General features: G+C 68.3%; 26 protein-coding genes, 2 pseudogenes and 1 riboswitch. Of the genes and pseudogenes, 17 read left to right on the plus strand and 11 right to left on the minus strand.

Annotation, left to right across the window (positions count from 1 at the left end):
* Positions 1–23 precede the first annotated feature (23 nt).
* The 4 genes and pseudogenes from ruvX to LF41_RS15600 all read right to left on the minus strand — a co-directional run.
* Positions 24–458 (minus strand): annotated as a pseudogene (gene ruvX / locus LF41_RS15585) (Holliday junction resolvase RuvX); the annotation flags it as partial.
* Positions 458–1,024 carry a YqgE/AlgH family protein gene (locus tag LF41_RS15590; protein WP_036171927.1) on the minus strand — a complete coding sequence of 189 codons (567 nt, stop codon included), beginning with the start codon at positions 1,022–1,024 and terminating at the stop codon, positions 458–460. The gene LF41_RS15590 and the pseudogene ruvX, both read right to left, overlap by 1 nt.
* Positions 1,025–1,131: 107 nt before the next feature.
* Positions 1,132–2,262 (minus strand): PilT/PilU family type 4a pilus ATPase, encoded by a 1,131-nt coding sequence (locus LF41_RS15595; protein ID WP_036171929.1) that lies wholly within the window; start codon positions 2,260–2,262, stop codon positions 1,132–1,134.
* 19 nt (positions 2,263–2,281) lie between these two features.
* On the minus strand, positions 2,282–3,319 hold the full coding sequence (locus LF41_RS15600) for a type IV pilus twitching motility protein PilT (RefSeq protein WP_036171932.1): 1,038 nt from the start codon (positions 3,317–3,319) through the stop codon (positions 2,282–2,284).
* A 137-nt stretch (positions 3,320–3,456) separates the two neighbouring features.
* Here LF41_RS15600 and LF41_RS15605 point away from each other — a divergent pair, with 137 nt between their 5' ends.
* The 3 genes from LF41_RS15605 to LF41_RS15615 are packed head-to-tail and all read left to right on the plus strand — an operon-like array spanning position 3,457 to position 5,422.
* On the plus strand, positions 3,457–4,140 hold the full coding sequence (locus LF41_RS15605; protein WP_036171935.1) for a YggS family pyridoxal phosphate-dependent enzyme: 684 nt from the start codon (positions 3,457–3,459) through the stop codon (positions 4,138–4,140).
* A gap of 9 nt (positions 4,141–4,149) precedes the next feature.
* Positions 4,150–4,965 (plus strand): pyrroline-5-carboxylate reductase, encoded by an 816-nt coding sequence (gene proC / locus LF41_RS15610; RefSeq protein WP_036171938.1) that lies wholly within the window; start codon positions 4,150–4,152, stop codon positions 4,963–4,965.
* Positions 4,952–5,422, plus strand: coding sequence for a DUF4426 domain-containing protein (locus LF41_RS15615; protein ID WP_084073718.1), 471 nt, complete (start codon positions 4,952–4,954; stop codon positions 5,420–5,422). The genes proC and LF41_RS15615 overlap by 14 nt, the downstream gene beginning before the upstream one ends.
* Here the strand turns inward: LF41_RS15615 and LF41_RS15620 are convergent.
* Together LF41_RS15620 and pdxH are read right to left on the minus strand one after the other, a co-directional pair.
* On the minus strand, positions 5,400–6,200 hold the full coding sequence (locus LF41_RS15620; RefSeq protein WP_036171941.1) for a cobalamin-binding protein: 801 nt from the start codon (positions 6,198–6,200) through the stop codon (positions 5,400–5,402). The genes LF41_RS15615 and LF41_RS15620 overlap by 23 nt on opposite strands.
* Complete coding sequence (pdxH, locus tag LF41_RS15625) at positions 6,200–6,799, minus strand: pyridoxamine 5'-phosphate oxidase (protein WP_036172095.1); 600 nt, start codon at positions 6,797–6,799, stop codon at positions 6,200–6,202. Before pdxH ends, LF41_RS15620 begins: the two co-directional genes overlap by 1 nt.
* A gap of 31 nt (positions 6,800–6,830) precedes the next feature.
* On the opposite strand from pdxH, the gene LF41_RS15630 reads away from it, so the two are divergent.
* From LF41_RS15630 to hemE, 4 genes are read left to right on the plus strand one after another with little or no spacing between them, the layout of a single operon-like run.
* A complete protein-coding gene (locus LF41_RS15630) occupies positions 6,831–7,376 on the plus strand; it encodes a shikimate kinase (protein WP_036171945.1) in 546 nt (181 codons plus the stop codon).
* Complete coding sequence (gene aroB / locus LF41_RS15635; protein ID WP_036172098.1) at positions 7,373–8,455, plus strand: 3-dehydroquinate synthase; 1,083 nt, start codon at positions 7,373–7,375, stop codon at positions 8,453–8,455. Before LF41_RS15630 ends, aroB begins: the two co-directional genes overlap by 4 nt.
* Before the next feature lie 28 nt (positions 8,456–8,483).
* Positions 8,484–8,741, plus strand: a complete 258-nt coding sequence (locus LF41_RS15640; protein ID WP_036171948.1) for a WGR domain-containing protein — start codon at positions 8,484–8,486, stop codon at positions 8,739–8,741.
* Between the two features lie 23 nt (positions 8,742–8,764).
* Positions 8,765–9,826 carry a uroporphyrinogen decarboxylase gene (gene hemE, locus LF41_RS15645; protein ID WP_036171951.1) on the plus strand — a complete coding sequence of 354 codons (1,062 nt, stop codon included), beginning with the start codon at positions 8,765–8,767 and terminating at the stop codon, positions 9,824–9,826.
* A gap of 1 nt (position 9,827) precedes the next feature.
* Here hemE and LF41_RS16340 read toward each other — a convergent pair whose 3' ends face one another.
* Complete coding sequence (locus LF41_RS16340) at positions 9,828–10,904, minus strand: M23 family metallopeptidase (RefSeq protein WP_052116526.1); 1,077 nt, start codon at positions 10,902–10,904, stop codon at positions 9,828–9,830.
* A 189-nt stretch (positions 10,905–11,093) separates the two neighbouring features.
* Between LF41_RS16340 and LF41_RS15655 the strand changes: the two genes are divergently transcribed.
* From LF41_RS15655 to LF41_RS15665, 3 genes are read left to right on the plus strand one after another with little or no spacing between them, the layout of a single operon-like run.
* Positions 11,094–11,777: a YceI family protein gene (locus LF41_RS15655; protein WP_052116527.1), complete on the plus strand. Its 684-nt coding sequence runs from the start codon at positions 11,094–11,096 to the stop codon at positions 11,775–11,777.
* Between the two features lie 28 nt (positions 11,778–11,805).
* Positions 11,806–12,411 (plus strand): cytochrome b, encoded by a 606-nt coding sequence (locus LF41_RS15660; RefSeq protein WP_152600052.1) that lies wholly within the window; start codon positions 11,806–11,808, stop codon positions 12,409–12,411.
* Positions 12,404–12,964, plus strand: coding sequence for a YceI family protein (locus tag LF41_RS15665; RefSeq protein WP_036172111.1), 561 nt, complete (start codon positions 12,404–12,406; stop codon positions 12,962–12,964). The genes LF41_RS15660 and LF41_RS15665 overlap by 8 nt, the downstream gene beginning before the upstream one ends.
* On the opposite strand, the gene LF41_RS15670 is transcribed toward LF41_RS15665, so the two are convergent.
* On the minus strand, positions 12,965–13,189 hold the full coding sequence (locus LF41_RS15670) for a glutaredoxin family protein (RefSeq protein ID WP_036171954.1): 225 nt from the start codon (positions 13,187–13,189) through the stop codon (positions 12,965–12,967).
* A gap of 73 nt (positions 13,190–13,262) precedes the next feature.
* Here LF41_RS15670 and LF41_RS15675 point away from each other — a divergent pair, with 73 nt between their 5' ends.
* Complete coding sequence (locus LF41_RS15675) at positions 13,263–14,645, plus strand: L-serine ammonia-lyase (protein ID WP_036171958.1); 1,383 nt, start codon at positions 13,263–13,265, stop codon at positions 14,643–14,645.
* A gap of 30 nt (positions 14,646–14,675) precedes the next feature.
* Positions 14,676–16,883: a putative bifunctional diguanylate cyclase/phosphodiesterase gene (locus LF41_RS16345; RefSeq protein WP_052116529.1), complete on the plus strand. Its 2,208-nt coding sequence runs from the start codon at positions 14,676–14,678 to the stop codon at positions 16,881–16,883.
* Between the two features lie 5 nt (positions 16,884–16,888).
* Here LF41_RS16345 and LF41_RS15685 read toward each other — a convergent pair.
* The 3 genes and pseudogenes from LF41_RS15685 to metX all read right to left on the minus strand — a co-directional run.
* Positions 16,889–17,791, minus strand: a pseudogene (locus LF41_RS15685) (homoserine dehydrogenase family protein); the annotation flags it as partial.
* On the minus strand, positions 17,788–18,981 hold the full coding sequence (gene metB, locus LF41_RS15690; RefSeq protein ID WP_036171960.1) for a cystathionine gamma-synthase: 1,194 nt from the start codon (positions 18,979–18,981) through the stop codon (positions 17,788–17,790). The gene metB and the pseudogene LF41_RS15685, both read right to left, overlap by 4 nt.
* Complete coding sequence (gene metX / locus LF41_RS15695; protein ID WP_036171963.1) at positions 18,978–20,000, minus strand: homoserine O-succinyltransferase MetX; 1,023 nt, start codon at positions 19,998–20,000, stop codon at positions 18,978–18,980. Before metX ends, metB begins: the two co-directional genes overlap by 4 nt.
* 84 nt (positions 20,001–20,084) lie before the next feature.
* Positions 20,085–20,203, minus strand: a riboswitch (SAM riboswitch).
* A gap of 125 nt (positions 20,204–20,328) precedes the next feature.
* Between metX and LF41_RS15700 the strand changes: the two genes are divergently transcribed.
* The 5 genes from LF41_RS15700 to LF41_RS15720 all read left to right on the plus strand — a co-directional run bounded on the left by LF41_RS15700 (position 20,329) and on the right by LF41_RS15720 (position 26,726).
* Complete coding sequence (locus LF41_RS15700) at positions 20,329–21,444, plus strand: NHL repeat-containing protein (protein ID WP_036171965.1); 1,116 nt, start codon at positions 20,329–20,331, stop codon at positions 21,442–21,444.
* Positions 21,445–21,446: 2 nt separating this feature from the next.
* On the plus strand, positions 21,447–22,352 hold the full coding sequence (locus tag LF41_RS15705; protein ID WP_036171969.1) for a peptidoglycan DD-metalloendopeptidase family protein: 906 nt from the start codon (positions 21,447–21,449) through the stop codon (positions 22,350–22,352).
* 59 nt (positions 22,353–22,411) lie between these two features.
* Positions 22,412–24,016: a peptide chain release factor 3 gene (locus tag LF41_RS15710; RefSeq protein WP_036171972.1), complete on the plus strand. Its 1,605-nt coding sequence runs from the start codon at positions 22,412–22,414 to the stop codon at positions 24,014–24,016.
* Positions 24,017–24,048: 32 nt separating this feature from the next.
* Entirely contained in the window at positions 24,049–24,684 is a 636-nt protein-coding gene (gene trhA, locus LF41_RS15715) for a PAQR family membrane homeostasis protein TrhA (protein WP_036171975.1), read from the plus strand.
* 74 nt (positions 24,685–24,758) lie between these two features.
* Complete coding sequence (locus tag LF41_RS15720) at positions 24,759–26,726, plus strand: AsmA family protein (protein WP_052116530.1); 1,968 nt, start codon at positions 24,759–24,761, stop codon at positions 26,724–26,726.

Consider the following 26,726-nt stretch of genomic DNA (forward strand, 5'->3'; position numbering starts at 1 on the left):
TCGACGCTGTCGTCGACGCGGATCGCATCCTGCGGCGCGGCGAGCCAGCGTTCGATGATCACGGCGGCGGCCACGGCGTCGAGCGCGGCGGCATCGCGGCGCTTCTTGCGGCCTTCGGCGCGGTCGGCGGCGAAGCGTTGCGCGGCTTCGATGGAACTGGCGCGTTCGTCGACGAGCACCACCGGCAAGCGGTAGCGTGCGTGCAGTTCGCGCGCGAACTGGTGCGCGCGGCGGCGGATCGGCTGGTCGCCGCCGTCCATCGTCATCGGATCGCCGACGACGAGGCCATCGGGACGCCATTCGGCGCGCAGGCGGTCGATGGCGGCCCAGTCGGGGCCGTTGGCATGCACGTCGATCACCGCGAGCGCACGTGCGCCACTGCCGAACGCGCTACCCACGGCAACGCCGATGCGCCGCGCGCCCACATCGAACCCGAGTACGGTGCCGTCGAGTCGCATCAGGCGTGCCCGCTGTAGTCAGCCAGCTGCGCGAGGTTCACGCCGATGCTGCCGGCGGCTGCGCGCCAGCGCGATTCGATCGGCGTGGCGAACAGCAGGCCCGGGTCCATCGGCACCAGCAGCCAGCTGTCTTCCGTGAGTTCGTTCTCGAGCTGGCCGGCGCCCCAGCCCGCGCAACCCAGGGCGACGATGACGTTCTTCGGGCCCGCGCCCGCGGCCATCGCTTCGAGGATGTCGCGCGACGTTGTGACGTAGAGCCCGTCGCCGATCTGCATCGTCGAATCCCATCCCTCACCGCCGTCGTGCAGCACGAACCCGCGTTCGGGGTGCACGGGACCGCCCGACAGCACGACCTGGATCTTCAGTTCGTCGTCGTCGCTCTCGATGCCCATCTGCTCGAAGACGTCGCCGAGGGAGTATTCGGACGGGCGATTGACCACCACGCCCATCGCGCCCTCTGCGTCGTGCTGGCACACGAGCGTCACGCTCCGCGCGAAATGGGGGTCGGCGAGCGCGGGCAGCGCGATCAGCAGTCGATTGGCGAGCGGCGTCGGGGTGGCCTGCATGGGCGGATTCTAACTCCGCCCCGGGCGGGCTCGCGAACCGGATGCCGAAGGCGAAAAAAAGAGGGAGCGGTTTCCCGCCCCCTCTTCGAAACGTACCGCGATGCCGGTTACCGCGCCTCGGCAACCTCGACGCCATCCAGCCCCTGCGCCAGCGTGCGTGCGTCGCCGCCTTGCGCAAGCTTGATGCGCAGGCGCACTTCGTTCGCCGAGTCGGCGTAACGCAGGGCGTCCTCGTAGGAGATCTCGCCGGCCTGGTACAGCTCGAACAGGCTCTGGTCGAAGGTCTTCATGCCGAGGTTGGTGGATTCCTTCATCACTTCCTTCAGCTTGTGGATCTCGCCGTCGCGGATGTAGTCCTGCACGAGCGGCGTGCCGAGCATGATTTCCATCGCCACGCGGCGCGCCTTGCCGTCGGGGGTGGGGATCAGCTGCTGCGCGACCACGCCCTTGAGGTTGAGCGAGAGATCCATCAGCAACTGGCCGCGGCGGTCTTCCGGGAAGAAGTTGATGATGCGGTCCATCGCCTGGTTGGCATTGTTGGCGTGCAGCGTGCAGAGCACCAGGTGGCCGGTTTCGGCGAAGGCGATGGCGTGGTCCATGCCCTCGCGCGTGCGCACCTCGCCGATCATGATCACGTCGGGCGCCTGGCGCAGGGTGTTCTTCAGCGCGGCTTCCCAGCTGTCGGTGTCGATGCCCACTTCGCGCTGCGTGATGATGCAGCCCTCGTGCTTGTGCACGAATTCGATCGGGTCCTCGATGGTGATGATGTGGCCCGTCGAGTTGCCGTTGCGGTAGCCGATCATCGCGGCGAGCGACGTCGACTTACCCGTACCCGTCGCGCCGACGAAGATGATGATGCCGCGCTTGGTCATCGCGAGCGTCTTGATGATCGGCGGGAGGTTGAGTTCCTCCACGCTCGGGATCTTCGTCTCGATGCGGCGCAGCACCATGCCGACCTGGTTGCGCTGGTAGAAGCAGGACACGCGGAAGCGACCCACGCCGGCCACGCCGATCGCGAAGTTGCACTCGTGTGTCTTTTCGAATTCCTCGCGCTGCTGCGGATTCATCACGTTCAGCACGAGATCGCGGCTCTGCTGCGGCGTGAGCGGATTCTGCGTGATGGGCGAGATCTTGCCGTGCACCTTCATCGACGGCGGCATGCCGGCCGTGATGAACAGGTCCGACGCCTTCTGGTGCGCCATCAGCTTGAGGAACGAGGTGAAATCGATGCTGCTCATGGTGTTGTGCTCCCGACCGTCACTCGAACAGTCGCTTGTCCTTCGCGTATTCCTTGGCGTGCTGGCGCGTCACGAGGCCGCGCTTCACGAGATCCTGCAGATGCTGGTCGAGCGTCATCATGCCGTGCGCCTGGCCGGTCTGGATCGCCGAATACATCTGCGCGACCTTGTCTTCGCGGATCAGGTTGCGGATGGCCGGGATGCCGACCATGATTTCCCACGCCGCGGTGCGGCCGCCGCCCACTTTCTTCAGCAGCGCCTGCGAGATCACCGCGCGCAGCGACTCCGACAGCATCGAGCGGACCATCGGTTTTTCGCCGGCGGGGAACACGTCGATGATGCGGTCGATGGTCTTGGCGGCCGACGAGGTGTGCAACGTGGCGAACACCAGGTGGCCCGTTTCCGCGGCGGTGAGCGCCAGGCGGATGGTTTCGATGTCGCGCATTTCGCCGACTAGGATGTAGTCGGGGTCTTCGCGCAACGCCGAACGCAGCGCCTCGTTGAAGCCGTGCGTGTCGCGGTGCACTTCGCGCTGGTTGATCAGGCACTTCTGCGAGGTGTGCACGAACTCGATCGGGTCTTCGACCGAGAGGATGTGCGCGTATTCGTTCTTGTTGACGTGGTCGAGCATCGCCGCCAGCGTGGTCGACTTGCCCGAGCCCGTCGGGCCGGTCACGAGGATCAGGCCCTGCGGCTGGTCGATCAGTTCCTTGAAGATGCGCGGCGTGTCGAGGTCTTCGAGCGTCAGCACTTCCGAGGGAACGGTACGGAACACCGCACCCGCGCCGCGGTTCTGGTTGAACGCGTTGACGCGGAAGCGCGCCAGGCCGGGGATCTCGAACGAGAAGTCGACCTCGAGGAATTCTTCGTAATCGCGCCGCTGCTTGTCCGACATGATGTCGTAGACGAGCGCGTGGACCTGCTTGTGGTCGAGCGCGGGGATGTTGATGCGGCGGACGTCGCCGTCCACGCGGATCATGGGCGGCAGGCCGGCGGACAGGTGCAGGTCCGAGGCCTTGTTCTTGACCGAAAACGCCAGAAGTTCGGCGATATCCATTACGTGCTCCCCCGCACGGCAGTTGAAGTGCCCACTATGGAACGACTGGTGCCAGGCACCCCCCGCGGGCAGTATGGGCGCCGCCCTCCCCGCGGTGTCAACCGCGGATTCCGCGGCGATCACGAGGTTGCGACGAGATGCTCACCCCTGCCCTTGACGCTGTCGTTCAACGAATTGAGAACGCGGCTCGGCAGTACGGTCGGCCAGCCCCCCGGCTGCTGGCCGTCTCCAAGCGGCAACCGGCCGCGGCGGTCGCGTCCCTGGCGGCCGGCGGGCAGCGCGCGTTCGGCGAGAACTACGTGCAGGAAGCGCAGGAGAAGCAGGCAGAGCTTCGCGATGCGGGCCTCGAATGGCACCTCATCGGCCACCTGCAGTCCAACAAGGCGGCCGTGGCGGCCCAGGCCTTCGACTGGGTGCAGACCGTCGACCGCGCCAAGCTCGTGCCGCTGCTGGCCGCGGCCCGGCCCGACGATCGCGGCCCGCTGAACGTCCTCATCCAGGTGAACATCGACGACGAGGCGAGCAAGCACGGCTGCCGTCCCGAAGACGCCGACGCACTGGCTGCTGTGGTCGCGGCCGCCTCGCCCCGCCTGGCATTGCGCGGATTGATGGCGATTCCCGCGCCCGTCGAGGATCGCGCGCGGCGGGCCGAGGCCTTCGCCAGGATGAAGACCCTCTTCGACACCCTCGCCGTCCGCCATGCGTCGATGGACACACTGTCGATGGGCATGAGCGACGACTTCGAGCTCGCCATCGAACAAGGCGCGACGATGATCCGCGTCGGCACGGCGTTGTTCGGAGAACGACCGCCGCGCGGATAAACTCGCGCGATGGACAACATCGCATTCATCGGCGGCGGCAACATGGCCCGCAGCCTGATCGGCGGCCTCGTGCCGGGCCGCGTCGCGGCCGCCTCCCTCCACGTGGCCGAACCGGTCGACGCATTGCGCGATGCGCTCGCGAGGGATTTCGGCGTGCACGTGTCGCCGGACAACGCGACCGCCGCGCGCGCCGCGGACACCTGGGTGCTCGGCGTGAAGCCGCAGGTGCTGCGCGAAGTCTGCGAAGCGCTCTCGCCCATCGCGCAGGGGTCGCGTCCGCTGATCGTGTCGATCGCCGCGGGCATCACGACGGCGCAACTGGATCGCTGGCTCGGCGGCCGCATGGCGATCGTGCGTGCGATGCCGAACACGCCGGCGCTGGTCGGCGCAGGCGTTACGGGCCTGTTCGCGAATGCGCGCGTCCATGCGCAACAGCGCGAACGCACGCAACACCTGCTCAACGCCGCCGGCCGCACGGTATGGATCGACGATGAGGCGCGGATGGACGCGGTGACCGCCGTGTCGGGCAGCGGCCCGGCGTATGTGTTCCTGCTCGCCGAAGCGATGCAGGCCGCGGGCGAAGCCGAAGGCCTGTCGCCCGACGCCGCACGCGTGCTCGCCTACCAGACCATCCTCGGCGCCGGCCGCATGCTGTGCGAAAGCGATGTCGATGCCGCGGAACTGCGCCGTCGCGTGACTTCGCCGAACGGCACGACGCACGCGGCGGTCCAATCCTTCGAGGCCGACGGCTTCAGGGCGCTCGTGCAACGCGCCGTGCACGCGGCCGCCGTGCGCGGCAAGGAGTTGTCCGATGCGAACGATTGAACGCATGGCGGTCGCGATGATCGTCGGCAGCCTCGCCGCTTGCGGCGGCGGCTCCGCGCCGACGCCCGCGCACCCTGCGCCACCGCCGGCGGAACTCCATGTCGGCGATCTGCACCTGCATGCCACCGCCGTCAACACGATGGCCTTGCCCGAGCGCGTGACGAAAAGCTACGGCATCGCACGCGGTGAACAAACGTGGATGCTGTTGGTCACCGTGCGCCAGGGCGAGGAAGGCCGCGACGTGGCGGTGCCCGCCAACGTCGTCGCGACTGCGCGCGATCTGGGCGGCCGCAGGATCGGCATCCCGATGCGCGAACTGCGCCTGGATGGCGGGCTCATCGACAACGTCGGCACGTTCTCGATCAGCCCGCCGGATACGTTGCAGTTCACCGTGGACGTCACGCCGGCCAACGGGCCGACGCGCACGCTGGAATTCACACGCGAAGTGGCGAAGTAGCCCACGCGCGCACGATGCGCGCGATCGCATCCACGCCGTCGGTCAACGCCGCCGGCCCCGGCTGCAGGATGATCGGCGACTTCACTTCGTGCAGTTCCCCGTCGCGCACGGCGGGGATCGCGTCCCAACCGGGGCGCGCGGCGACGCGTTCGGGCCGGAAGCGCTTGCCGCACCACGAACCCAGGATGATGTCGGGCGCGCGGCGGATCACCTCGTCGCTGTCTTCGAGGATGCGTTGTTTCGCGAGCGGTTCCAGCGCGCGCTCGGGAAAGATGTCGTCGCCGCCGGCGATGCGCACGAGTTCGGCGACCCAGCGGATGCCGGTGATCGGCGGCTCGTCCCACTCTTCGAAATAGACGCGCGGGCGGCGTTGCAGGCGCGCGGAGTCATCGGCGATGGCATCGAGGCGGCGTTGCAGCGAATCGGCGTAATCGTTCGCGCGTTGCGCGGCGCCGACCATCGCGCCGAGCCGGCGGATGTAGTCGATGATTTCCGCGACGCTGCGATGGTTCGCGATCCACACCTCCACGCCGCGCCGCACCAGTTCGGCGGCGATGTCGGCCTGGATGTCGGAAAAGCCGATCGCGAAGTCGGGCTTCAGCGCGAGGATCGCGTCGATCTTCGCGCTCGTGAACGCACTGACCTTCGGCTTGTCGCGTCGCGCGGCGGTGGGCCGCACGGTGAAGCCGCTGATGCCGACGATGCGGTCCTGCTCGCCGAGCGCGTAGAGCGTTTCGGTCGGCTCCTCGGTAAGGCAGACGATGCGGGACGGCGGCATCAGGGATACAGCATGCGCACGGACCACGCGCCGTCGGCGCCGCGTTCGTGCAGGTGACGTTCGTGCAGCCGGAATTGCGCGCCGTACCAGAACTCCACCGCGCGCGGCACGATGCGGAACCCGCTCCAGCGCGGCGGGCGCGGCACGGGTTGGCCATCGAAGCGACGTTCGACGTCGGCAAGGCGGTCTTCGAAGGTTTCGCGAGAGGCCAGGGTTTCCGATTGGTCCGACGCCCAGGCACCCAACTGGCTCCCGCGCGGACGCGAGGCGAAGTAGGCATCGGCTTCGGCGTCGGCGACGATCTCGACATCGCCCTCGATGCGCACCTGCACGCCGAGCTGCACGCGCGGCCAGTGGAACAGCAGCGCGGCCTGTGGATTGGCCTGCAACTCGCGGCCCTTGCGGCCATCGAGGTGCGTGTAGAAGACGAAGCCGCGCGCGTCGTGCGCCTTCAGCAACACCGTGCGCGCCGAGGGCCGGCCCTGCGCGTCGGCGGTGGCGACGACCATCGCGGTGGGATCGGGTTCGCCCACGGCCGCGGCCTGTGCGAAGAGGTGGTCGAAGGTGGCGAGGACGTCCGTGGGCAGGTCGGTGCGCATGGCGGCATTCTCGCGCATTAAGATCGCCGGCATGAATCCCGCCCCGCACCTCGTCCTCGTCGGCCCCATGGGCGCCGGCAAGACGTCCATCGGCCGCCGCATCGCGGCGCGGCTGGGGCTGCCCTTCACGGACATGGACGCAGCCATCGAGGAACGCGCCGGCACGAAGGTCGCCCTGATCTTCGAAGTCGAGGGCGAAGCCGGCTTCCGGGCGCGCGAACGTGAAATGCTGGCCGAGCTGCTGCTTCACACGCCCAGCGGCGTGATCGCGACGGGCGGCGGCGTGGTGCTGGACGCCGACAATCGTCGCTTGCTGCAGGCGCATGCGTTCGTCGTGCACCTCGATCTCGGGGTCGACGGACAGCTGGAACGGCTCGCGCGCGACCGCACGCGGCCCCTGCTGCAACGGCCGGATCGCGAAGCGGTGCTGCACTCGCTCGCGGGCGAACGCGGCGGCCTGTACGCCGAAATCGCCGACCTGCGGTTCTCGACCGAAGGCATGGCCGCGCACGATGCGGCATTGCGGCTCGCGCGCCTGGTGGACGGGCAATGGCAGCGCAGCGAGGCGGCGGCATGAGCGGCATCCGTTACGTCGACGTCGGCGGCGCCCAGCCGTACCGCATTGCGATCGGCGATGGTGCGTCGTGCGATGGCGCCGCGCTCGCGGCGCACGTGCGCGGGCGCCACGTGTTCCTCGTGAGCGATGCGCACGTCGCGCCGCTGTATGCGCGGCAAGTGGTCGATGCGTTGCAGCGCGCGCGCCCCGAAATCAAATGCATCGTCTCGTGCATCCCCGCGGGCGAGTCGGCGAAGACGCTGGAGCGTTTCGGCGAACTCGTGCGCGAACTCGCGGATTTCGGCGCGACGCGCGATGCCTGCGTGATCGCGCTCGGCGGTGGCGTCGTCGGCGATCTCACCGGGTTCGTCGCCGCGTGCTGGATGCGCGGCGTGGATTGCGTGCAATTGCCGACGACCTTGCTCGCGATGGTCGATTCGTCGGTCGGCGGCAAGACGGCGGTCGACATGCCGCAGGGCAAGAACCTCGTCGGCGCCTTCCATCCGCCGCGCGCGGTCTTCGCCGATACGGCGACGTTGCACACCCTGCCCGACCGCGAGTTGCGCGCAGGCCTGGCCGAAGTCGTGAAATACGGCGCGATCCGCGATGCGGCGTTCCTCGACTGGCTGGACGCGCACGTCGATGCGTTGCTCGCGCGCGATGCCGATGCGCTCGCGCACGCCATCGCGCGCAGTTGCGAGCACAAGGCGGAGATCACGCAGCGCGATCCCTTCGAGAAAGGCGAACGCGCGCTGCTCAACTTCGGCCACACCTTCGCGCATGCGATCGAAAGCGAACAGGGGTACGGCGGGTTGAACCATGGCGAAGCGGTCGCCGTGGGCATGGTGCGTGCGGCGAGATTGTCGGCGCGCCTGGGGATGGCGGACGACGCCGATGCGACGCGGCTCGAATCCCTGCTCGCTCGTTTCGGCCTCCCCGTCGCGGTGCCGGGGGGTCTATCGGCCGACGCGCTGGTCGCCCGCATGCGCCTGGACAAGAAGGCCGCCGCGGGGGGCCTGCGCTTCATCCTCTGGCGTGGAATCGGCGCGGCGGAAGTCGTTTCGGACGTCGACGGGGCCGCGGTCATCTCGGTGCTCTGAACCCGACGGGGGCTACAATGCGCCCCCCATGCGCCTGCTCCTGCAAGAACGGCCCACCGGCCGCGAGGCTCCGCGCTTCGTCCAGCTCCAGCTCGAGGCCGACCTGCTCGGCGGATGGACGCTCGTGCGCGAGACCGGGCAGATCGGCGGGCGCAGTACGTTGCGGCGCGAGCAATACCTCGACCAGGGCAGTGCGCTGGCCGCGTTCGAACATGCCCGCGACCTGCAACTGAAGAAAGGCTTCCAGCTGATGTTCGTGCAGGGCGCCGACGCACCGCGCCCCTGAATTCCATTCTTGCGAGAACCCGCGTGACCCCCACCCTGAAGAACGATCGCTTCCTGCGCGCCCTGCGCCGCGAACCCGTCGACGCCACGCCCGTGTGGCTGATGCGCCAGGCCGGGCGCTATCTGCCGGAATACCGCGCCACCCGCGCGAAGGCCGGCAGCTTCCTGGCGATGGCCAAGAACCCCGACCTCGCGTGCGAAGTCACGCTGCAACCGCTCGCGCGCTTCGACCTCGACGCCGCGATCCTGTTCTCCGACATCCTCACCGTGCCCGACGCGATGGGCCTGGGGCTGTATTTCGTCGAAGGCGAAGGCCCGAAGTTCGAACGCCCCGTGCGCAGCGCCGCGGACATCGCGAAGCTCGCCGTGCCCGACATGGCCGGCGAACTGCGCTACGTGATGGACGCGGTGTCGGTGATCCGGCGCGAACTCGATGGCCGCGTGCCGCTGATCGGTTTCTCCGGCAGCCCGTGGACGCTGGCGTGCTACATGGTCGAAGGCGGCGGCAGCGACAACTTCTCGAAGGTCAAACGCCTCGCGCTCGACGACCCGAAGGCGATGCACGCGCTGTTGTCGATCAACACCGATGCGGTGATCGCCTACCTGCGCGCGCAGCGCGAGGCCGGCGCGCAGGCGCTGCAGGTGTTCGACACGTGGGGCGGCGTGTTGTCGCCGTCGATGTATCGCGAATTCTCGCTGCCGTACCTCACCCGCATCGCGCGCGAACTCGATCGCGGCGATGCGCCGCTGATCCTGTTCGGCAAGGGCAATGCGCCCTACCTGGAAGATCTCGCCGCGAGCGGCGCGGAAGGCGTCGGCGTGGATTGGCTGATCGAACTCGATGAAGCCGCGCGCCGCACCCGGGGCCAGGTCGCGCTGCAGGGCAATCTCGATCCGGCGATGTTGTACGGCTCACCCGACAGCGTGCGCGCCCGCGTGCGCGAAGCCCTCGACAGCTATGCGAAGGGCAACGGCGGTTCGCGCGAGGGGCACGTCTTCAACCTCGGACACGGGTTGTCGCCGGACATGGATCCGGCGCATGTCGGGGCCTTGGTCGACGAAGTGCACAAGCACAGCGCGCGCTGACTCAGCGCGCGACATCGCCCGAATCCACCGGGCCCGTGAAGGGCGCGCTCCAATCGGCGCCCGTCCTGATCCGCACGTTCGTGAAGTACGCGGGCAGGCCTTCCTCCCACCTCGGGCCCGATTGCAGCTGGTAATGCAGGTGCACGAGGAAGGCGTCGCCGGACATTCCCATTCCGCCGATCACATCGCCACTGCGCACGCGCTGGCCGTCGCGCACGCGCACGCTGCCTTGTTTCAGGTGCGCGAAGAGGCTGTACTCGCCATCGCCGTGGTCGATCACGACGTAGTTGCCGAGGAACAGCGTGAGATCCTTCATGATCGCGTCCTGCTCGAAGGGCGGCGGCCCGCCCTTGCGGTTGTCGCGCATGCCGTCGCGCATCGCGACCACGACGCCGTCGCCCGTCGCGTGCACCGGCGCACCGTAGCCGTACCAGTCTTCCGGCGTCGCGCCGTCGCTACGGAACAACCTGCCCTGCGCATCGGCGATGGTGAAGTCGTGCGCATAACGCATGAAGTTCGACGTGATGCCGAAGTGCGTCGTCATGCCGCCAGTGATGTCGAGCCGGCGATGGTGCGCGAGCAGATCGTGGCCGTCGTGCACGAAGACCTCGCCGTCGAGCGGCAGCCGCAACACCGTCTTCGGTTCGAATGCGCGGGGCGCGACGCGCAACTCGACGCGCGATTCCGGTCCGTCTTCTCCAGCGCGGAACGTGGCGACGTAGCGCAGATCGCCGAGCCATTGGTCCGGACCGAACGATGCGAACGGATTGAACACCACCAGCCGCCCTTTCGCCGGCAACGTGCGATTGGGCAGCGTCGCGAGCGACATCGTCGTCGGATCGCCGTTGCGATCCAGCCGCCGCTGCGAGAAGAAGCGGCCCTGCCGGTCGAACAGCGTCACTTCCAGGCCGGTCAGCTCCAGCGCCTGGTCACCGTCGCTGGCGAACACCAGGTCGAAGTTCAGGTGCTGCGCATCGCGCATGCGCTCGATCAGCGGCTGCGCGGGCAGCGTGGTGGCGGTGGGCGCCGCGGCCAGCGGCGCGGCGGCGAGCAGCAGGGTCAGCAACCACGAGCGCATGGCGCATCCTTTTTCGGGCGTCCCCCGAGGCGATACGCCCGCGCGGCCCGCGGTTGCAGTGCCACGCAGCGTTCCATCGCGCCCTGCCCACGATTCACATCGGCCGGTCTAGGATGGCGCGTCCCGCACGGTCGAACCTTTCGGACCGCGCGGGCCATCCACCCGCATCCCGCCGAGCGTGCCCCGCCCATGCCCAACCGATTCGTGCGCCACGCGGCCCTGGCCGCCCTGGTCCTCGCATCCTGCCTCGTGCATGCGGCCGACACGGTCTACGCGCTCGATCCGGTGCATACGCGCGTGATGTTCGCGGTCAGCCACGCGGGCTTCTCCAATCCGATGGGCACCGTCTCCGGCACGACCGGCACGCTGGTGTTCGATCCGGACAACTGGAGCAGCGCGCGCGTCGAAGCGAAGATCCCGCTCGACCGCCTCGACATGGGCGATGCGAAGTGGAACGACGCGGTGCTCGGGCGCAGCTTCCTCGATGCGAAGCAACACCCGGTGGCGACGTTCGTCTCCACGCGCATCGAGCCCGTCGACGCCACGCACGCGAAACTCACCGGCAATCTCACGCTCCGTGGTGTCACGCGCGAGGTGCAACTCGATGTCGTCTTCCACCAGGCCAAGCGCCATCCGATGCCGCCCTTCCGCCGCACCGCCGGTTTTTCCGCGACCGGCACGCTGAGCCGCAAGGCCTTCGCCATCACGGCGTGGCCGAGCGTCGTCGGCGACGCGGTGGAGATCCGCATCGAAGCCGAAGGCACGCGCACGCGCGAAGACGCGGGCGATGTCCCGATGCCATCGACGACGCAGGCGCCGCCTGCAGGAACCTCGACGGTCCTGCCTGCATCCAATGCGACGATCGCGCCGTAACTCCACGCACCTTCGAATGAGCGCCCGCATGCCGACGACACCCACCGCCCCTTCGCACCTGCGCAACATCGAACGCTGGGGTGCGCTGAGCCAGGCGTTCCATTGGCTGATCGTGATCGGCATCCTCACGATGGCGATCATCGGCCTGACGATGGTCGACATGCCGAGCAGCCCCGACAAGGTGCGCATGTTCGCGCTGCACAAGTCGATCGGGCTGACGATCCTCGTGCTGGTCACGCTGCGCCTGGCATGGCGCTTGTACGCCGGCTCGCCGCCCGACGTACCGATGCCGCGCTGGCAGCACCTGGCCGCCAACCTGTCGCATGTCGGTTTGTACGTGCTGCTGTTCGCCGTGCCGCTCAGCGGCTGGGTGATGAACTCGGCGGCGGGGTTTCCGTTGTGGTGGTTCGGCCTGTTCCGCGTGCCTGCGCTCGTCGGCAAGGATCACGACTTCCACGAGACCATGGAAGACGTGCACGAACTCCTGTTCTGGGCGTTGATCCTGCTGGTGCTCGTGCACGCGGGCGCCGCGCTCTACCACCATCTGTTCCAACGCGACGCCACGCTCGCGCGCATGTTGCCGCGCGGCTGGATCCGCGACTCCGAAGCCGCCGAGGATGTCCGCCATGGTTGATCGCCTGTTCCGTCGCGCCGCGTGCGCCGCCCTCCTGTGCGTCGCATCGTTCGCCGCATGCGCGGCCGACTACGTGCAGGGCGCGGGGTCGTCGCTGCAATTCGCAGGCACCTATCAGGGCGATGCGTTCTCCGGCAGCTTCCCGGGGTTCAAGACGACGTTCCGCTTCGATCCGAAACAACTGGCGGCCTCGAAACTCGACGTCGCCATTCCGATCGGCGCCGCCACCGTCGGCAACGACGAAATGGATCCGGAAATGCGCGGCACGGCGTTCTTCGATGCCAAGCGCTTTCCGCAGGCGCGCTACACCGCGAGCAAGTTCCGCGCGCTCGGTGGCAACCGCTACGCGGCCGACGGCACGCTGTCGCTGCGCGGAGTGAGCAAGCCGGTCACGCTGACATTCACCTGGACGCCGGGCGCCAGGCCCGTATTGCAGGGCACGGCCACGGTGAAGCGCCTCGACTTCGGCGTGGGCGGCGGCGAATGGGCGGATACCTCGCTGCTGCCCAACGACATCAAGGTCACGACGAAGGTCGTCTTCGCCCCGAAGTGATCAGCCGACGAATCCGCGGACCCGGTCGGCGTCGAAGGGCCAGTCGAGCTCGGTCTCGCTGATCTCGTCGCGCAGCACCGGCACGCGCTCGCCGTAGCGGGCCTCCAGCACCGGGTCGTCGTCGATCCACACCGGCTCGAACTCCGGCGTGCGCGCCGCGGCCAGCACCGCGAGGGCTTCGTCGCACAGGGGGCAGTCGTCGCGCTGGAACAAACGCAGGCGCATGGTGGTTCCGTTCCGGTTTCGCGGCGGGCAGGGGCATAGAATAGGCCTCTTCCCCGCGCAGTCCCGTGATTCCATGGCCGTCAGCACTTTCGACCTGTTCAAGATCGGCGTCGGGCCGAGTTCGTCGCATACGGTCGGTCCGATGCGCGCGGCGTGTCGCTTCGCCGAGAAATGGCTCGAAGGCTCGGGCAAGTTGGCGCAGGTCGCGCGCGTGCGCGCCGAGGTGTTCGGCTCGCTCGCCCTCACCGGGCGTGGGCATGGCACCGACAAGGCGGTGCTGATGGGCCTGGAAGGCCACATGCCCAACCTGATCGACCCGGACATCATTCCCGAGGCGCTCGCGCGCATCCGCGGGACCAAGCGCATCCGTGTGCTCGGCAAGCATGAAGTGGCGTTCGACGAGAAGCAGGACCTCGTCATGAACAAGCGCCAGAAGCTGCCCTTCCACACCAACGGCATGCGCTTCACCGCGTTCGACGCCGAAGGCGCCGTGCTCGCCACGCGCGATTACTACTCCGTCGGCGGCGGCTTCGTCGTCAACCAGGACGAGGCGGCCGAAGACCGCATCGTCGCGGACACCACCGAGCTCGCGCACCCCTTCCACAGCGGCGCCGAGTTGCTCGCGCAGGCCGAGGCCACGGGCAAGACGATCGCGCAGGTGATGTTCGACAACGAACATGCATGGCGCAACGACGAGGAAATCAAGTCGGGCCTGCGCGAAATCTGGAAGGCGATGCAATCGTGCGTGCAGCGCGGCATCCGCGAGAGCGGCACCTTGCCGGGCGGTCTGCACGTCGCGCGCCGCGCGCCGGCGTTGTTCGGCGAGTTGTCCGAGCGCCCCGAAGCCGCGATGCGCGATCCGCTCACCGTGCTGGACTGGGTCAATCTCTACGCGCTCGCGGTGAATGAAGAAAACGCCGCGGGCGGCCGCGTCGTCACCGCGCCGACCAATGGCGCGGCGGGCATCATCCCGTCGGTGCTGCATTACTACGATCGCTTCATCCCCGGCGCGAACGAGCAGGGCGTGTTCGATTTCCTGCTCACCGCCGCGGCGGTCGGCATCCTCTACAAGGAGAACGCGTCGATCAGCGGCGCGGAAGTCGGCTGCCAGGGCGAAGTGGGCGTGGCCTGTTCGATGGCGGCCGCGGGCCTGACCGCCGCGCTCGGCGGCACGCCGGGCCAGATCGAGAATGCCGCCGAGATCGGCATGGAGCACAACCTCGGCCTCACCTGCGACCCCATCGGCGGCCTGGTGCAGATCCCCTGCATCGAGCGCAACGCGATGGGCGCCGTGAAGGCGATCAACGCCTCGCGCATGGCGCTGCGTGGCGACGGCAAGCACAAGGTCTCGCTGGACAAGGTCATCAAGACCATGCGCGAGACGGGCCGCGACATGCAGGACAAGTACAAGGAAACCTCGCGCGGCGGCCTGGCGGTCAACGTCATCGAGTGTTGAGTCGGGCCTGATTAGGCCTACACTCGGCGCATGGCCGACGCCTTGGGGACGCTGCGCCGCTTCCTGCTGCTGACCGGGCTCTATTACGCCGGGGCGGTACTCGCATCGCTGTACCTGCGCACCCCGGACGACATCACGCTGTTCTGGCCGAGCTCGGGCATCGCGCTCGCGCTGGTCGTCAGCTGGGGCAAGCGGTGGACGGTGGTGGTGCCGTTCGCGGTGATCGCCTTGCACCTGACGGTGGTGCCCGTCCCCCTCGCCTTCCTCCCCTATTCGATCCTCAGCAACACGCTCGCCGCCCTCGCCGCCGGCTGGTATTGCGAACACGCCAGGCGCGCCGACGGCCTGCACCTGCGCACCGCCGACGGATTGATGCTGCTGCGCAGCGGCCTGATCCTGGCGGCGACCAGCGCGACCATCGGCACCGCGGGCCTGCTGCATGCGGGCATCACCCAGCCCATCGACGCGGGCCGGGTGTGGTTGCTCTGGGCGCTCGGCGACATCCTCGGCATCACGACCTTCACGCCGGTCATCGCGCTGCTGCTCGGGCCCGGCGGATTGCGCGAAGGCCTGTGGCGCGACCGCGTGGGCCGGCGCGAACAGGTCGTGTGGGCCATCGCCTTGCTGCTCTCGCTCGCCGGCATCGTCAGCGCGGGCCGCAGCGGGAACCTCTACGCGCTCGGCCTGGTGAGCATGCCGCTCGCCCTGTTGCTCTGGGCGGCGGTGCGTTTCTCGCCCATGACGACAATGGTCGGCACGACCCTCGTCGTCACTTTCGTCAGCCTGCTCACGGGGCTCGGGCTCGGCGGGTTCACCCGTCCGCTCACGCTGCTCGACGCCTCCGTACTGATGTTGCTGCTGGTGCTGATCTCGGTGATCCCGGTGATGCTCGCGGTGGCCACGTACGAACAACGCCACACCGCGACCGCGTTGTACCTGCGCGCGACGCGCGACCCGCTCACCGGCCTGCTCAACCGCAGCACCTTCGAAGAACGCGCGCGCGAACGCCTCACGGGCGAAACCGCGGAACAAGACCTCAGCCTGCTGTACCTGGACCTCGACCACTTCAAGCTCGTGAACGATTCGGCGAGCCACGTCGCCGGCGACGACATGATCCGCACCGTCGGCGGCCTGGTCGGCGCGGAGTTCGGCGACGAGGCGCTGGTCGCGCGCACGGGCGGCGACGAATTCGCAGTCCTCGTGCCGGTGAGCGAATCGCAGGCGATCACGTGCGGGCGCCGCCTGCTCGCTTCCATCGATGGCCTGCGCATCGCGTGGGGCGACCAGATGCTCACCGCCGCGGCGAGCATCGGCATCGCGCACAGCAAGGCGCCGCACGTCGATTTCGACACGCTGCTCTCGCACGCCGACGCCGCGTGTTTCGCCGCGAAGGAGTACGGCGGGAACCGCCTGGTCGCCGCGTCGCGTGAAGGCGATGAACTGAAACTGCGTACCGCGTCGATGCGCTCGGCGCTGCAAGTGCGCGAGGCGCTCGACCAGCGCCGCTTCACCCTCTTCTGCCAGCCGATCGTGCCGCTGGACCCGGCCTCGTCGACCAAGAGCAGCATCGAAATCCTGCTGCGCTGGACCGACGCGCAGGGCCAGGTGCGCGCGCCGGCGGAACTGATCGCGGCGGCCGAACGCTATCGCCTCGGGCCGCGCCTGGATCGCTACGTGGTCGAAGCGGTGCTGCAATGGCTCGAAGCCAATCCCGAACACGCCGCGAACATCCACCACTGCGGCATCAACCTGGGCGGCGGCACGCTGGTCGACGAGGAATTCCACGATTACTTCGCCGCGCGCCTGCGCCACAGCAGCATCTCGCCCGAGAAGCTGTGCCTGGAGATCACCGAGACGAGCGTCGTGCGCGACCGCACGCGCGCGCAGCGTTTCATCCAGCGCATGCGCGACCTCGGTTGCCGCTTCGCGCTCGACGACTTCGGCACCGGCTTCTGTTCGTTCGGTTACCTGCAACACCTCGACGTCGACTATCTGAAGATCGACGGCAGCTTCGTGCGCGACCTCGGCAACTCCGAACTCGCCGAAGCCGTGGTGCGATCGATCACCGACATCGCGCACGTGCTCGACAAGCGCACGGTCGCCGAGCAGGCGGAAACCCAGGCGCAGCTCGACAGCCTGCGCACCATGGGCGTGGATTTCGCGCAGGGTTACGCGATCGCGCGGCCGATGCCGATCGCCACGTTCTTCGAAGGCCTCGCGGCGCTGAAGGCCGGTTGATCGCGTAGCGCGAACACGTCGTCGAGCATCGCCGCGGCGGTGACTTCGGCGCCCGCGCCGGGGCCCTGGATCACGAGCGGTTGCTGCGCGTAACGCGCCGAATGGATGGCGACGCGGTTGTCGGTGCCGCTGCCGGCCGCGAGCGGATCGTTCGACGCGAGCGTTTCGAGACCCACACGCGCGACGCCGGCCTGCCAACGTGCGACGAAATGCAAACGCTGCCCGCGCGCGGCGTCCAGGCGCGCGCGCATCGGTGCATCCAGCAGTGCCAGCGCGTCGCCTTCGGTCGGCACCAGCGATTCCACCTGCACATCGTGCGCCTCCAACGCAACCCCCGCAGCCCGCGCGAGGATCAGCAGCTTGCGACGCACGTCCTCGCCCGACAGATCGATGCGCGGATCCGGTTCGGTGTAACCCGCGACACCCGCCTCGTGCACCAATGTCGAAAACGGCACGCTTCCATCGAAGCGCGCCAGCAACCATGCGAGCGACCCCGACAACACCCCGGCGACTCCATGGATCGCATCCCCGCCGGCCCGCAACGCGCGCAGGCTGCGCAGCAACGGAAGGCCCGCGCCGACGGTCGCCGAATCGCCATAGCGCGCGCCACTGGCGGTGCATGCCTGTTCGATGGCCTCCGCACGTGCGAGCGACGCGCCGCGCCCCAGCTTGTTGGCCGTGACGACATGCCATCCACGCGCGAGCCATTCGGCATGGCGCGCGGCGACGGCGTCGCTGGCGGTCGCATCGAGCACGACGTGCGGCGCGGATTCATGCAGCGACGGTCCGACGGTCACGCGCGTGTTGCCGATGTGCACGAGCGACAGGCCCGGATCGTCGAGCGCCTCCAGCCGCGCGATCACCGCGCGACCCACGTTGCCGGTGCCGAGCAGCGCGATGCGGATCACGTCGCGACCTCGCGGCGTTGGTCGCGCACGACGGCGTGCGCACGTTCGAGCGCGTCGGCGATATCGGCGAGCAGGTCGTCCGCGTGTTCGATGCCCACCGACAGGCGCAACAAACCATCGCCGATCCCGGCCGCCGCGCGCGCCTGCGGCGACATCGCCGCGTGGGTCATCGTCGCCGGATGCGCGACCAGGCTCTCGACGCCGCCCAGCGATTCGGCCAGCGTGAAGCAGCGCAACCCGTCGAGGAACGCGCGCACCGCGTCGATGCCGCCATCGAGTTCCAGCGACAACATCGCGCCGAAACCCGATTGCTGGCGTTTGGCGAGCGCGTGGCCCGGATGATGCGCCAGTCCGGGGTAGTGCACCGCGCGCACGACCGGATGATCGTCGATCAACGCGGCGATCGCACGCGCATTCTCCTGGTGGACGCGGATGCGCGCGCCGAGCGTGCGCAGGCCGCGCAGCGTGAGGAAGCTGTCGAACGGCGCGCCGGTGATGCCGAGCGCGTTCGCCCACCATGTCAGTGTTTGATGATCCTCCGCCGTGCGCGCGACCACCGCCCCGCCGACGACGTCGCTGTGGCCGTTGATGTACTTCGTCGTCGAATGCACGACGAGATCCGCATCGAACGCAATGGGCTGCTGCAACGCCGGCGAGAGGAAGGTGTTGTCGACCACCGTGCGCGCACCGGCGGCATGCGCGGCTTCGATCGTGAATCGCAGGTCGGTGATGCGCAGCAACGGATTGGAGGGCGTCTCGATCCACACCAGCGCGGGCTTGCGCTCCAGCGCGGCGGTCAATGCGCGCGGATCGGCGAGGTCGGCCAGCACCAGTTCGAAGTGCCCCTTTCGCGCGAGCGCATCGAACAAGCGCCAGCTGCCGCCGTAGGCATCGTGCGTGGCGACCAGGACGTCGCCCGGCTTCAGGTACGCATTGAGCACGAGCGTGATCGCCGCCATTCCCGTCGCGGTGATCACCGCGCCGGCGCCGCCTTCGAGTTCGGCCAGGGCGTCGGCCAGCAGGTCGCGCGTGGGGTTGCCGCTGCGCGTGTAGTCGTAGCGGCGTTTTTCGTCGAAGGCGGCGAAGCTGAAGTTCGACGACAACACGATCGGCGGAACGACGGCACCGTAGGCCTCATCGCGGTCGATGCCCGCGCGCACCGCGGCCGTGCACGGATGGAAGGCGCTCATGCGCAGGCCTCCTCGCAACAGTCGAGCGCACGCGCCAGCACGTGTGCGATCGCGTCGGGTTCCTTGAGGAACGCATCGTGCCCGTAGGGCGAATGCAGCACCTGCAGGCGTACGGGCGCACTGATGCCGGCGGCGAGCGCGCGGATGTCGTCGGGTGGAACGAGCCGGTCCTCGGCGAAGGCGACGAGCGTCGTCGGAACGCGCACGCTGGAGGGGAGGATTTCGTGCAGGTCGATCGATTCCGACAAGCGCACGAACGCCGTCGCCGAGGTCTTTTGCGCCCAGGCCGCGCCGCGTTCGGCGAGCCAGGCTTCGGAGGCGCAGCGTGCGCTGCCGCCGTCCAGGATGGGGGTCGCGTCGAAGCGCGCGCCGAATTCCTCCGGCGTGCGGTAGCTCAGCATCGCGAGTTGGCGCGCGAGCGACAGCCCCTGCGCTTCATCGCACTGCAATTGACCGAGGGCGACGACGTTGCGCTGCAACGCGCGCCACGCACTGGCGAAGGGATGCGGGCGATGCGCGCCGGCGATGGCGACAAGGTGCCGCACGCGCGCCGGGTGCGTCGTCGCGAACGCGAGGCCGACCATCGCGCCGTACGAGCAGCCGACGATGGCATCGAGCGCATCGATCCCGAGCACGTCGAGCACCGCCGCGAGTGCCGCGGCCTGGTCGGCGGTGTCGATCGGCGCATCGAGCGTGCCGTCGCTGCCGACCCAGTCGATCGACACGACGCGGTGCGCGGCGAGCCAGCGCGCATCGCCCTGCGCGTCCCACCAACCACGCTCGGCGAACGTGCGGGACGCGGCGACGTGGCGGTTCGCGGAAATGCCGCCGAGCACGGCGACCACGGGCAGGTGCGCGGGGCCGCGCACTTCCCAGCGCACGCACACCTCGTGCGGGCCGGCGTGGCGCAGCGGAAGGACGACGGTGGTTTCACCACGCCGCGCATCGGACGTGCGCTCGCCGACGACGCGAAGGACGGAGGGTGTTTGCTGCGGGGTGCGGATCGCGACGGCGGACATGGCAACGCTCCTGGAAGTGGGCGGCCATCGGACGTCGCGGGGGTGGCGATGCGAATCGAACACCGCGCACGTGGCGCGGGTCTCGATCCATCTGCCGGTGGGCGCAGGGCCCCCGCAGGATTTGGCACCAACGCCATCGCGTGAGCGATGTCGCGGTTGCCCCGGCGTCTGCGGGCCTGTCCCTCAGCCGGTCTCGATGGATGGACGCAGGATGCCGCGCGTTTTCCGACTTGTCAATCGCTTCATGCCGATGAAGCGATGGCTTACGGTCGAGTTCCGTGACGATCCTGTTGCCAAGACCCATTCACGCTCAGCCATACTTCGCCCCATGCACTCCCCAATCCGACTCCTGCCCGTCGTCCTGGGCGCCCTGATCGTCGCCGCGTGCAGCACCGCACCGGCCCCGCAAACCCCAGCTCCCGCCGCGCCGGCCACCGTCGCCGGCACGCCCGCGCCCGTGGAAATCGCGGAGCGGTACGTCTCGAAGGAAACCCCGGCCGAGGAGCTCGACTCGCTCGCGACCTGGCAATCCGAAGACGGCCTGGCCTGGCTGATCGCCACCGGCAAGTCGTCGCACCGCCTGTCGGTCTACGACGCGCAGGACGGCACGCTGCTGAAGACCTTCGGCGGCGAAGGCAACGGCCAGGGCCAGTTCGATCGTCCCAACGGCATCGCGGTGCACGGCGACTTCGTGTTCGTCGTCGAGCGCGACAACCACCGCGTGCAAGTGCTCAAGCTGCCGGACTTCGACTTCGTCGGATTCTTCGGCGAGAAGGAACTGCGCAGCCCTTACGGCCTGTGGGTCAACGAAACCGAACCGGGCGAGCTCGAGGTCTACGTCACCGACAGCTTCATGTACGGCAAGAAGTTCGACGAAGTGCCGCCGCTTGAAGAATTGAACCAGCGCGTCCGCCGCTATCGCGTGCAGTTCGACCAGGCCGGCCGGCTGCGGGCGAACTACGGCGGGTCGTTCGGCGACACGAAGGAGGCCACCGCGCTGCGCATGGTCGAATCGATCGGCGGCGACCGCGCGAACGATCGGCTTCTCATCGCCGACGAAGACCGCCGCCACGAATCCACGCTGCGCGAGTACAGCTTCTCGGGCCAGTACACCGGCCGCAGCCTGCCGCAGGACAGCTTCGCGGCCGAGGCCGAAGGCGTGGCGTTGTGGACGTGCCCGGATGGCGGTGGTTACTGGATCGCCGTCGACCAGCTTGCGCCGCTGACGTTGTTCCATCTGTTCGATCGCGTGACGCTCGCGCCGCGCGGCACGTTCCGCGGCGATGTCACCGCGCACACGGACGGCGTGGCGTTGCACGCGGCGGCGATGCCCGGCTTCCCCGGCGGCGCGCTGTTCGCCGTGCACGACGACAAGGCGGTGACGGCGTTCGACCTGCGCGAAGTCGCGCGCCAATTGCACCTGGCGCAGGACTGCGTCGACTGACGATGCGGCGTTCCGCGCGATGGCTGGCGGTTGCGTGCGCGATGCTCGCGTGCGTCGCGCTGGGCGCGCATGCGGGCAAGGTGTATCGCTGGGTCGACAAGAACGGCATCGTCCATTACGGCGATCGTCCGCCGGCCGAAGCGGCGCAGAACGGCGCACGCGTCAAGGTCATCCCGGTGCGCGCCGAGCCCGGCGCCATGGCACGCCTGCGCCTGGAACGCGAAGAAGGCGCCTCGCTCGCCTACGCCGACAACACGGTGCAGGGCCCGGTCGAGGTGTTGCTGAAGTTCACGCGCAACGTCAACACGCGCGGCGAACCCGCCCTGCCCGCGCGCGCCACCGTGCCCGCGAACGCGACGGTGCTGCTCTCGCGCCTGATGCCGTCGCAGGCGGGCACCGCGGAATTCGGTCTGGCGATGGACGTCGTGCCGGGCGATCCGCGCGCCAGGCCGCAGGACGTCGACTACCTGCTGCCGATCCCGAAGGAACGCCTGCGCATCGAACAGGGCTTCAACGGTCCCTTCAGCCATTCCGATACGCAGAATCGTTTCGCCATCGACTTCCGCGCGCCGCAAGGCACGCCCGTGTTCGCCGCGCGCGGCGGCACGGTGATGCAGGTCGAATCGGATTTCGACAAAGCGGGCCTGGACCTGGAGAAATACGGCGGCCGCGCGAACTACGTCCGCATCCTCCACGACGACGGCACGATGGGCCTGTATGCGCACCTGCGCACCGAAGGCGTGCTGGTGCGCGCCGGGCAGCGGGTGCGCGCAGGGCAGAAGATCGGGCTGTCGGGCAATACCGGCTTCACGAGCGGGCCGCACCTGCACTTCGCCGTGCAGGTGAACCGCGGGATGAAGCTGGAATCGATCCCTTTCCGCATGGCGGGCGTGACCGACCGGCCTTGAGGGCTGCGGTAGAATCGCCGGCTTACCTCGCCTCGCCTGCGCGCCCGCGCGCCTTCCCCATGTCCGATGTCTCCCTCGAAGCCGCGCGCCGGCGCACGTTCGCGATCGTCTCGCACCCCGACGCCGGCAAGACCACGCTGACCGAAAAGCTGCTGCTGTTCGGCGGCGCGATCCAGATGGCCGGCTCGGTGAAGGGCCGCAAGGCCGCGCGCCATGCGACGTCCGACTGGATGGCGCTGGAAAAGGAGCGCGGCATCTCGGTCACCTCGTCGGTGATGCAGTTCCCGTACGAAGGCCGCATCGTCAACCTGCTCGACACGCCCGGCCACGCCGACTTCGGCGAGGACACCTATCGCGTGCTGACCGCGGTGGACTCGGCGCTGATGGTCATCGACGTGGCCAAGGGCGTCGAGGAACGCACGATCAAGCTGATGGAAGTCTGCCGCCTGCGCGACACGCCCATCATGACCTTCATCAACAAGCTCGATCGCGAAGGCAAGCCGCCGATCGACCTGCTCGACGAAGTCGAATCCGTGCTCGGCATCCAGTGCGCGCCGGTGACCTGGCCGATCGGCATGGGCCAGCGCCTGAAGGGCGTCGTGCACCTGGTCAGTGGCGAGGTGCACCTGTACGAACCGGGCCGCAACTTCACGCGCCAGGATTCGACGATCTTCCCGTCGCTCGACGATCCGGGCGTCGAAGCGCGCATCGGCAAGGACATCCTCGCCGAATTGCGCGATGAGCTCGAACTCGTGCAGGGCGCCTCGCATCCGTTCGATCCTGCCGCGTACCTGGCCGGCAAGCAGACGCCGGTGTTCTTCGGTTCGGCCGTCAACAACTTCGGCGTGCAGTTGCTGCTGGACTTCTTCGTCGAACATGCCCCGCCGCCGAAGCCGCGCGCGACCACCTCGCGCGAAGTCGGCCCGTACGAACCGCACCTGTCGGGTTTCGTGTTCAAGATCCAGGCGAACATGGACCCCCAGCACCGCGACCGCGTGGCGTTCATGCGCATCTGCTCGGGCAAGTTCACCGCGGGCATGAAGGCGATGCAGAGCCGCACGGGCAAGGAAGTGAAGCTCGCCAACGCGCTCACCTTCATGGCCAGCGACCGCGAGATCGTCGAGACCGCGTATCCGGGCGATGTCATCGGCATCCACAACCACGGCACGATCTCCATCGGCGACAGCTTCAGCGAAGGCGAGACGCTGTCGTTCACCGGCATCCCGAACTTCGCGCCGGAGTTGTTCCGCCGCGCGCGCCTGCGCGATCCGCTGAAGCTCAAGCAATTGCAGAAGGGCCTGGCGCAGTTGTCCGAGGAAGGCGCGACGCAGTTCTTCCGTCCGCTGATGTCCAACGACCTGATCCTCGGCGCGGTGGGCACGCTGCAGTTCGACGTCGTCGCCTATCGCCTGAAGGACGAGTATGGCGTCGATGCCACGTTCGAGCAGGTGCAGGTCGCCACCGCGCGCTGGATCCGCTGCGACGACGCGAAGAAGCTCGAGGAGTTCCGCGAGAAGAACGCGATGCACCTGGCGCTCGATGCCGCCGGGCAGCTGGTCTACCTCGCGCCCACCCGCGTGAACCTGCAACTGGCGCAGGAACGCGCGCCGACCGTGCAGTTCCTCGCCACCCGCGAGCACGCGCACGCGGTGGCAGTGGAATAAAAACTCCAGCGCCTGCGCGGATGCTCCGGACGATGGATGCCGTCGCACTTCGCGAAGAACGGGCAAGCGCGCTGACCCACGGCGTCGGCGCGCTGCTGGCACTGGCCGGCGGCGCGATCATGGTGGCGCTGGCCTCGCTGCACGGCGACGGCTGGCAGCTCGCCGCGGCGATCGTCTTCTCGATCAGCCTGCTCCTGCTCTACCTCGCCTCCACGCTGTACCACGCGGCCCGGCAGCCGCGCGCCAAGTCCGCGCTGAAAGTCTTCGACCACTGCGCGATCTACCTGCTGATCGCGGGCACCTACACGCCCTTCACGCTCGTCGGCCTGCGCGGCGAGGTCGGCCGCAACCTCTTCATCGCGATCTGGTCGCTCGCCGCCGCGGGCATCGCGTTCAAGCTCTTCTTTACGGGCCGCTTCAAGCTGCTGTCGACCGGCGTGTACATCGCGATGGGCTGGCTGGTGTTGCTCGCGATCAAGCCGGTGTGGAACGCGCTCGACGCGTGGACCTTTGGCTGGCTGATGGCGGGCGGCGTGGCGTACACGCTCGGCACCGTGTTCTATCACCGGCCGTCGATGCGGTATTCGCACGCGGTGTGGCACCTGTTCGTCATCGCCGGCAGCGTGTGCCACTACATCGCCGTGCTGGCGCAGGTGCACGTGACTTGACGTTCACGCACGCCCGCTGAATCGCGCGCAACGCATTCACCGTCGTTCCACGGCCCGCTCGCGATGGTGTGGCGATGGCCCGCCTCCAGCTCGAGAAGATCAAACGCCATCCCTGGTGGACCGCACTCGGGGTGTTCGCGCTGCTGATCGCGTTGGTGCTGATCTTCTGGGACTGGAACTGGTTCAAGCCGCTCGTCGAGCGCCAGGTCGAAGCGCGCACCGGGCGCAAGTTCGAGATCACCGGCAACCTCGACGTCGATCGTTTCGGATGGACGCCGCTGGTGCAGATCGGCGGGTTCCGGTTCGGCAATGCGACATGGTCGAAGGATCCGGTCATGGCCAAGGCCGACTGCCTGCAACTGGCGATCGACCTCAAATCGCTGATTTTCCATCGCGAAGTGCGCATCCCCGAAATCCGCCTGCGCAAGCCGGACCTGCGGCTCGAGTACGGCCCGAACCGCGTCGGCAACTGGACCTTCGGCGAACCGTCGACCGGCACGACGCATTACGGCGCGCTGTGGATCGACGACGGCCACGTGCGCTTCATCGATGCACCGAACAAGACCGACATCGCAGTGGCCGTGCGCAGCGACATGCGCGACCCGGGCTCGAAGGCGCCGCCGATCCTCGCCGAAGGCGGCGGCCAATGGGAGGCGCGCAAGTTCCGCATGCACGGGCGCGCCGATGCGCCGCTCGATGCACGCGACGCAACGCGTCCGTATCACATCGACGTGCACGCGACCGCCGCGAACACGAAGGCGCATGCCCGCGGCACGTTGCTCGATCCGATCCGTTTGCGCGGCTTCGACCTGAAGTTCGCATTGTCCGGGCCGAACCTTGCGGAGCTGTATCCGCTGCTGGGCATGGCGATCCCGGATTCGCCGCCCTATGCATTCGACGGCCGGCTCACGCGCGAGATCACCTCGACAAAACGCACCGGCACGAAACACACCGGCAACGTCTGGCACTACGACGATTTCACCGGCAAGTTGGGCGATAGCGACCTGAGCGGCGACGCGAGTTTCGAAACCGGTCGCGCGCGGCCGATCCTCGTGGCGAATCTGGTGTCCAAGCGCCTGGACTTCGACGATCTGTCCGGCTTCGTCGGCAAGGCGCCCGACGCGGGTGCGGGCGAAACCGCGACGCCTGCGCAAGGCAGGCAGGATGCCGTGGAAAAGGCCAGCGGCCGGCTGCTGCCGAACCATCCCTACGAACTCGACAAGCTGCGCGCGATGGATGCCGACGTGCGTTGGAAAGCGCATCGCATCAACGCGCCCAAGCTGCCGATCGACGACATGGATGCGCACCTGTTGCTCGATGCGGGCCTGTTGCTCATGGAGCCGCTGAACTTCGGCGTCGCCGGCGGCGACATCCGTTCGACGATCCGCATGGATGCGCGCGAGTCGCCGATCCGCACGCGCATGGACGTGCAGGTGCGCAACGTGCAACTCGGGAAGCTGGTGCCGTCGGCGGAGATCATGAAGGATGCGATCGGACGCATCGGTGGCGACATCCACCTGGCGGGCACGGGCAATTCGATCGCCAGCATGCTCGGCAGCGCCGATGGCGATGCGCAACTCGGCATGGGCAAGGGACAGATCAGCAACCTGCTGATGGAGTTCGCCGGCATCGACATTGCCGAGGCGTTGAAATTCCTGGTGCAGGGCGACAAGAAGATCCCGATCCGCTGCGCCTTCGGCGACTTCGCGGTGAAAGACGGGGTCGCGCAGACGCGTGCGCTCGCGTTCGACACCTCCGACACGCTCGTCATCGGCGAGGGCCACATCAGCATGAAGGACGAGACGCTCGACCTGCGCCTGCGTCCGCGGCCGAAGGACCGCAGCCTGTTCTCGTTCCGTGCGCCCTTGCTCGTCGGCGGCACGTTCACCGATCCGTCGTTCCGGCCCGACATGAAACGCGTGGGCCTGCGCGCGGCGATCGCGCTGACGCTCGGCAACATCGCACCGCCGGCCGCATTGCTCGCGACGCTGGAACTCGGCCCCGGCGAGGACGTCCAGTGCGGCGGCAAATATGCGAAGTGA

This window comes from Lysobacter dokdonensis DS-58, assembly GCF_000770795.1.
In the GTDB taxonomy this organism is placed as follows: Bacteria; Pseudomonadota; Gammaproteobacteria; order Xanthomonadales; family Xanthomonadaceae; genus Noviluteimonas; species Noviluteimonas dokdonensis.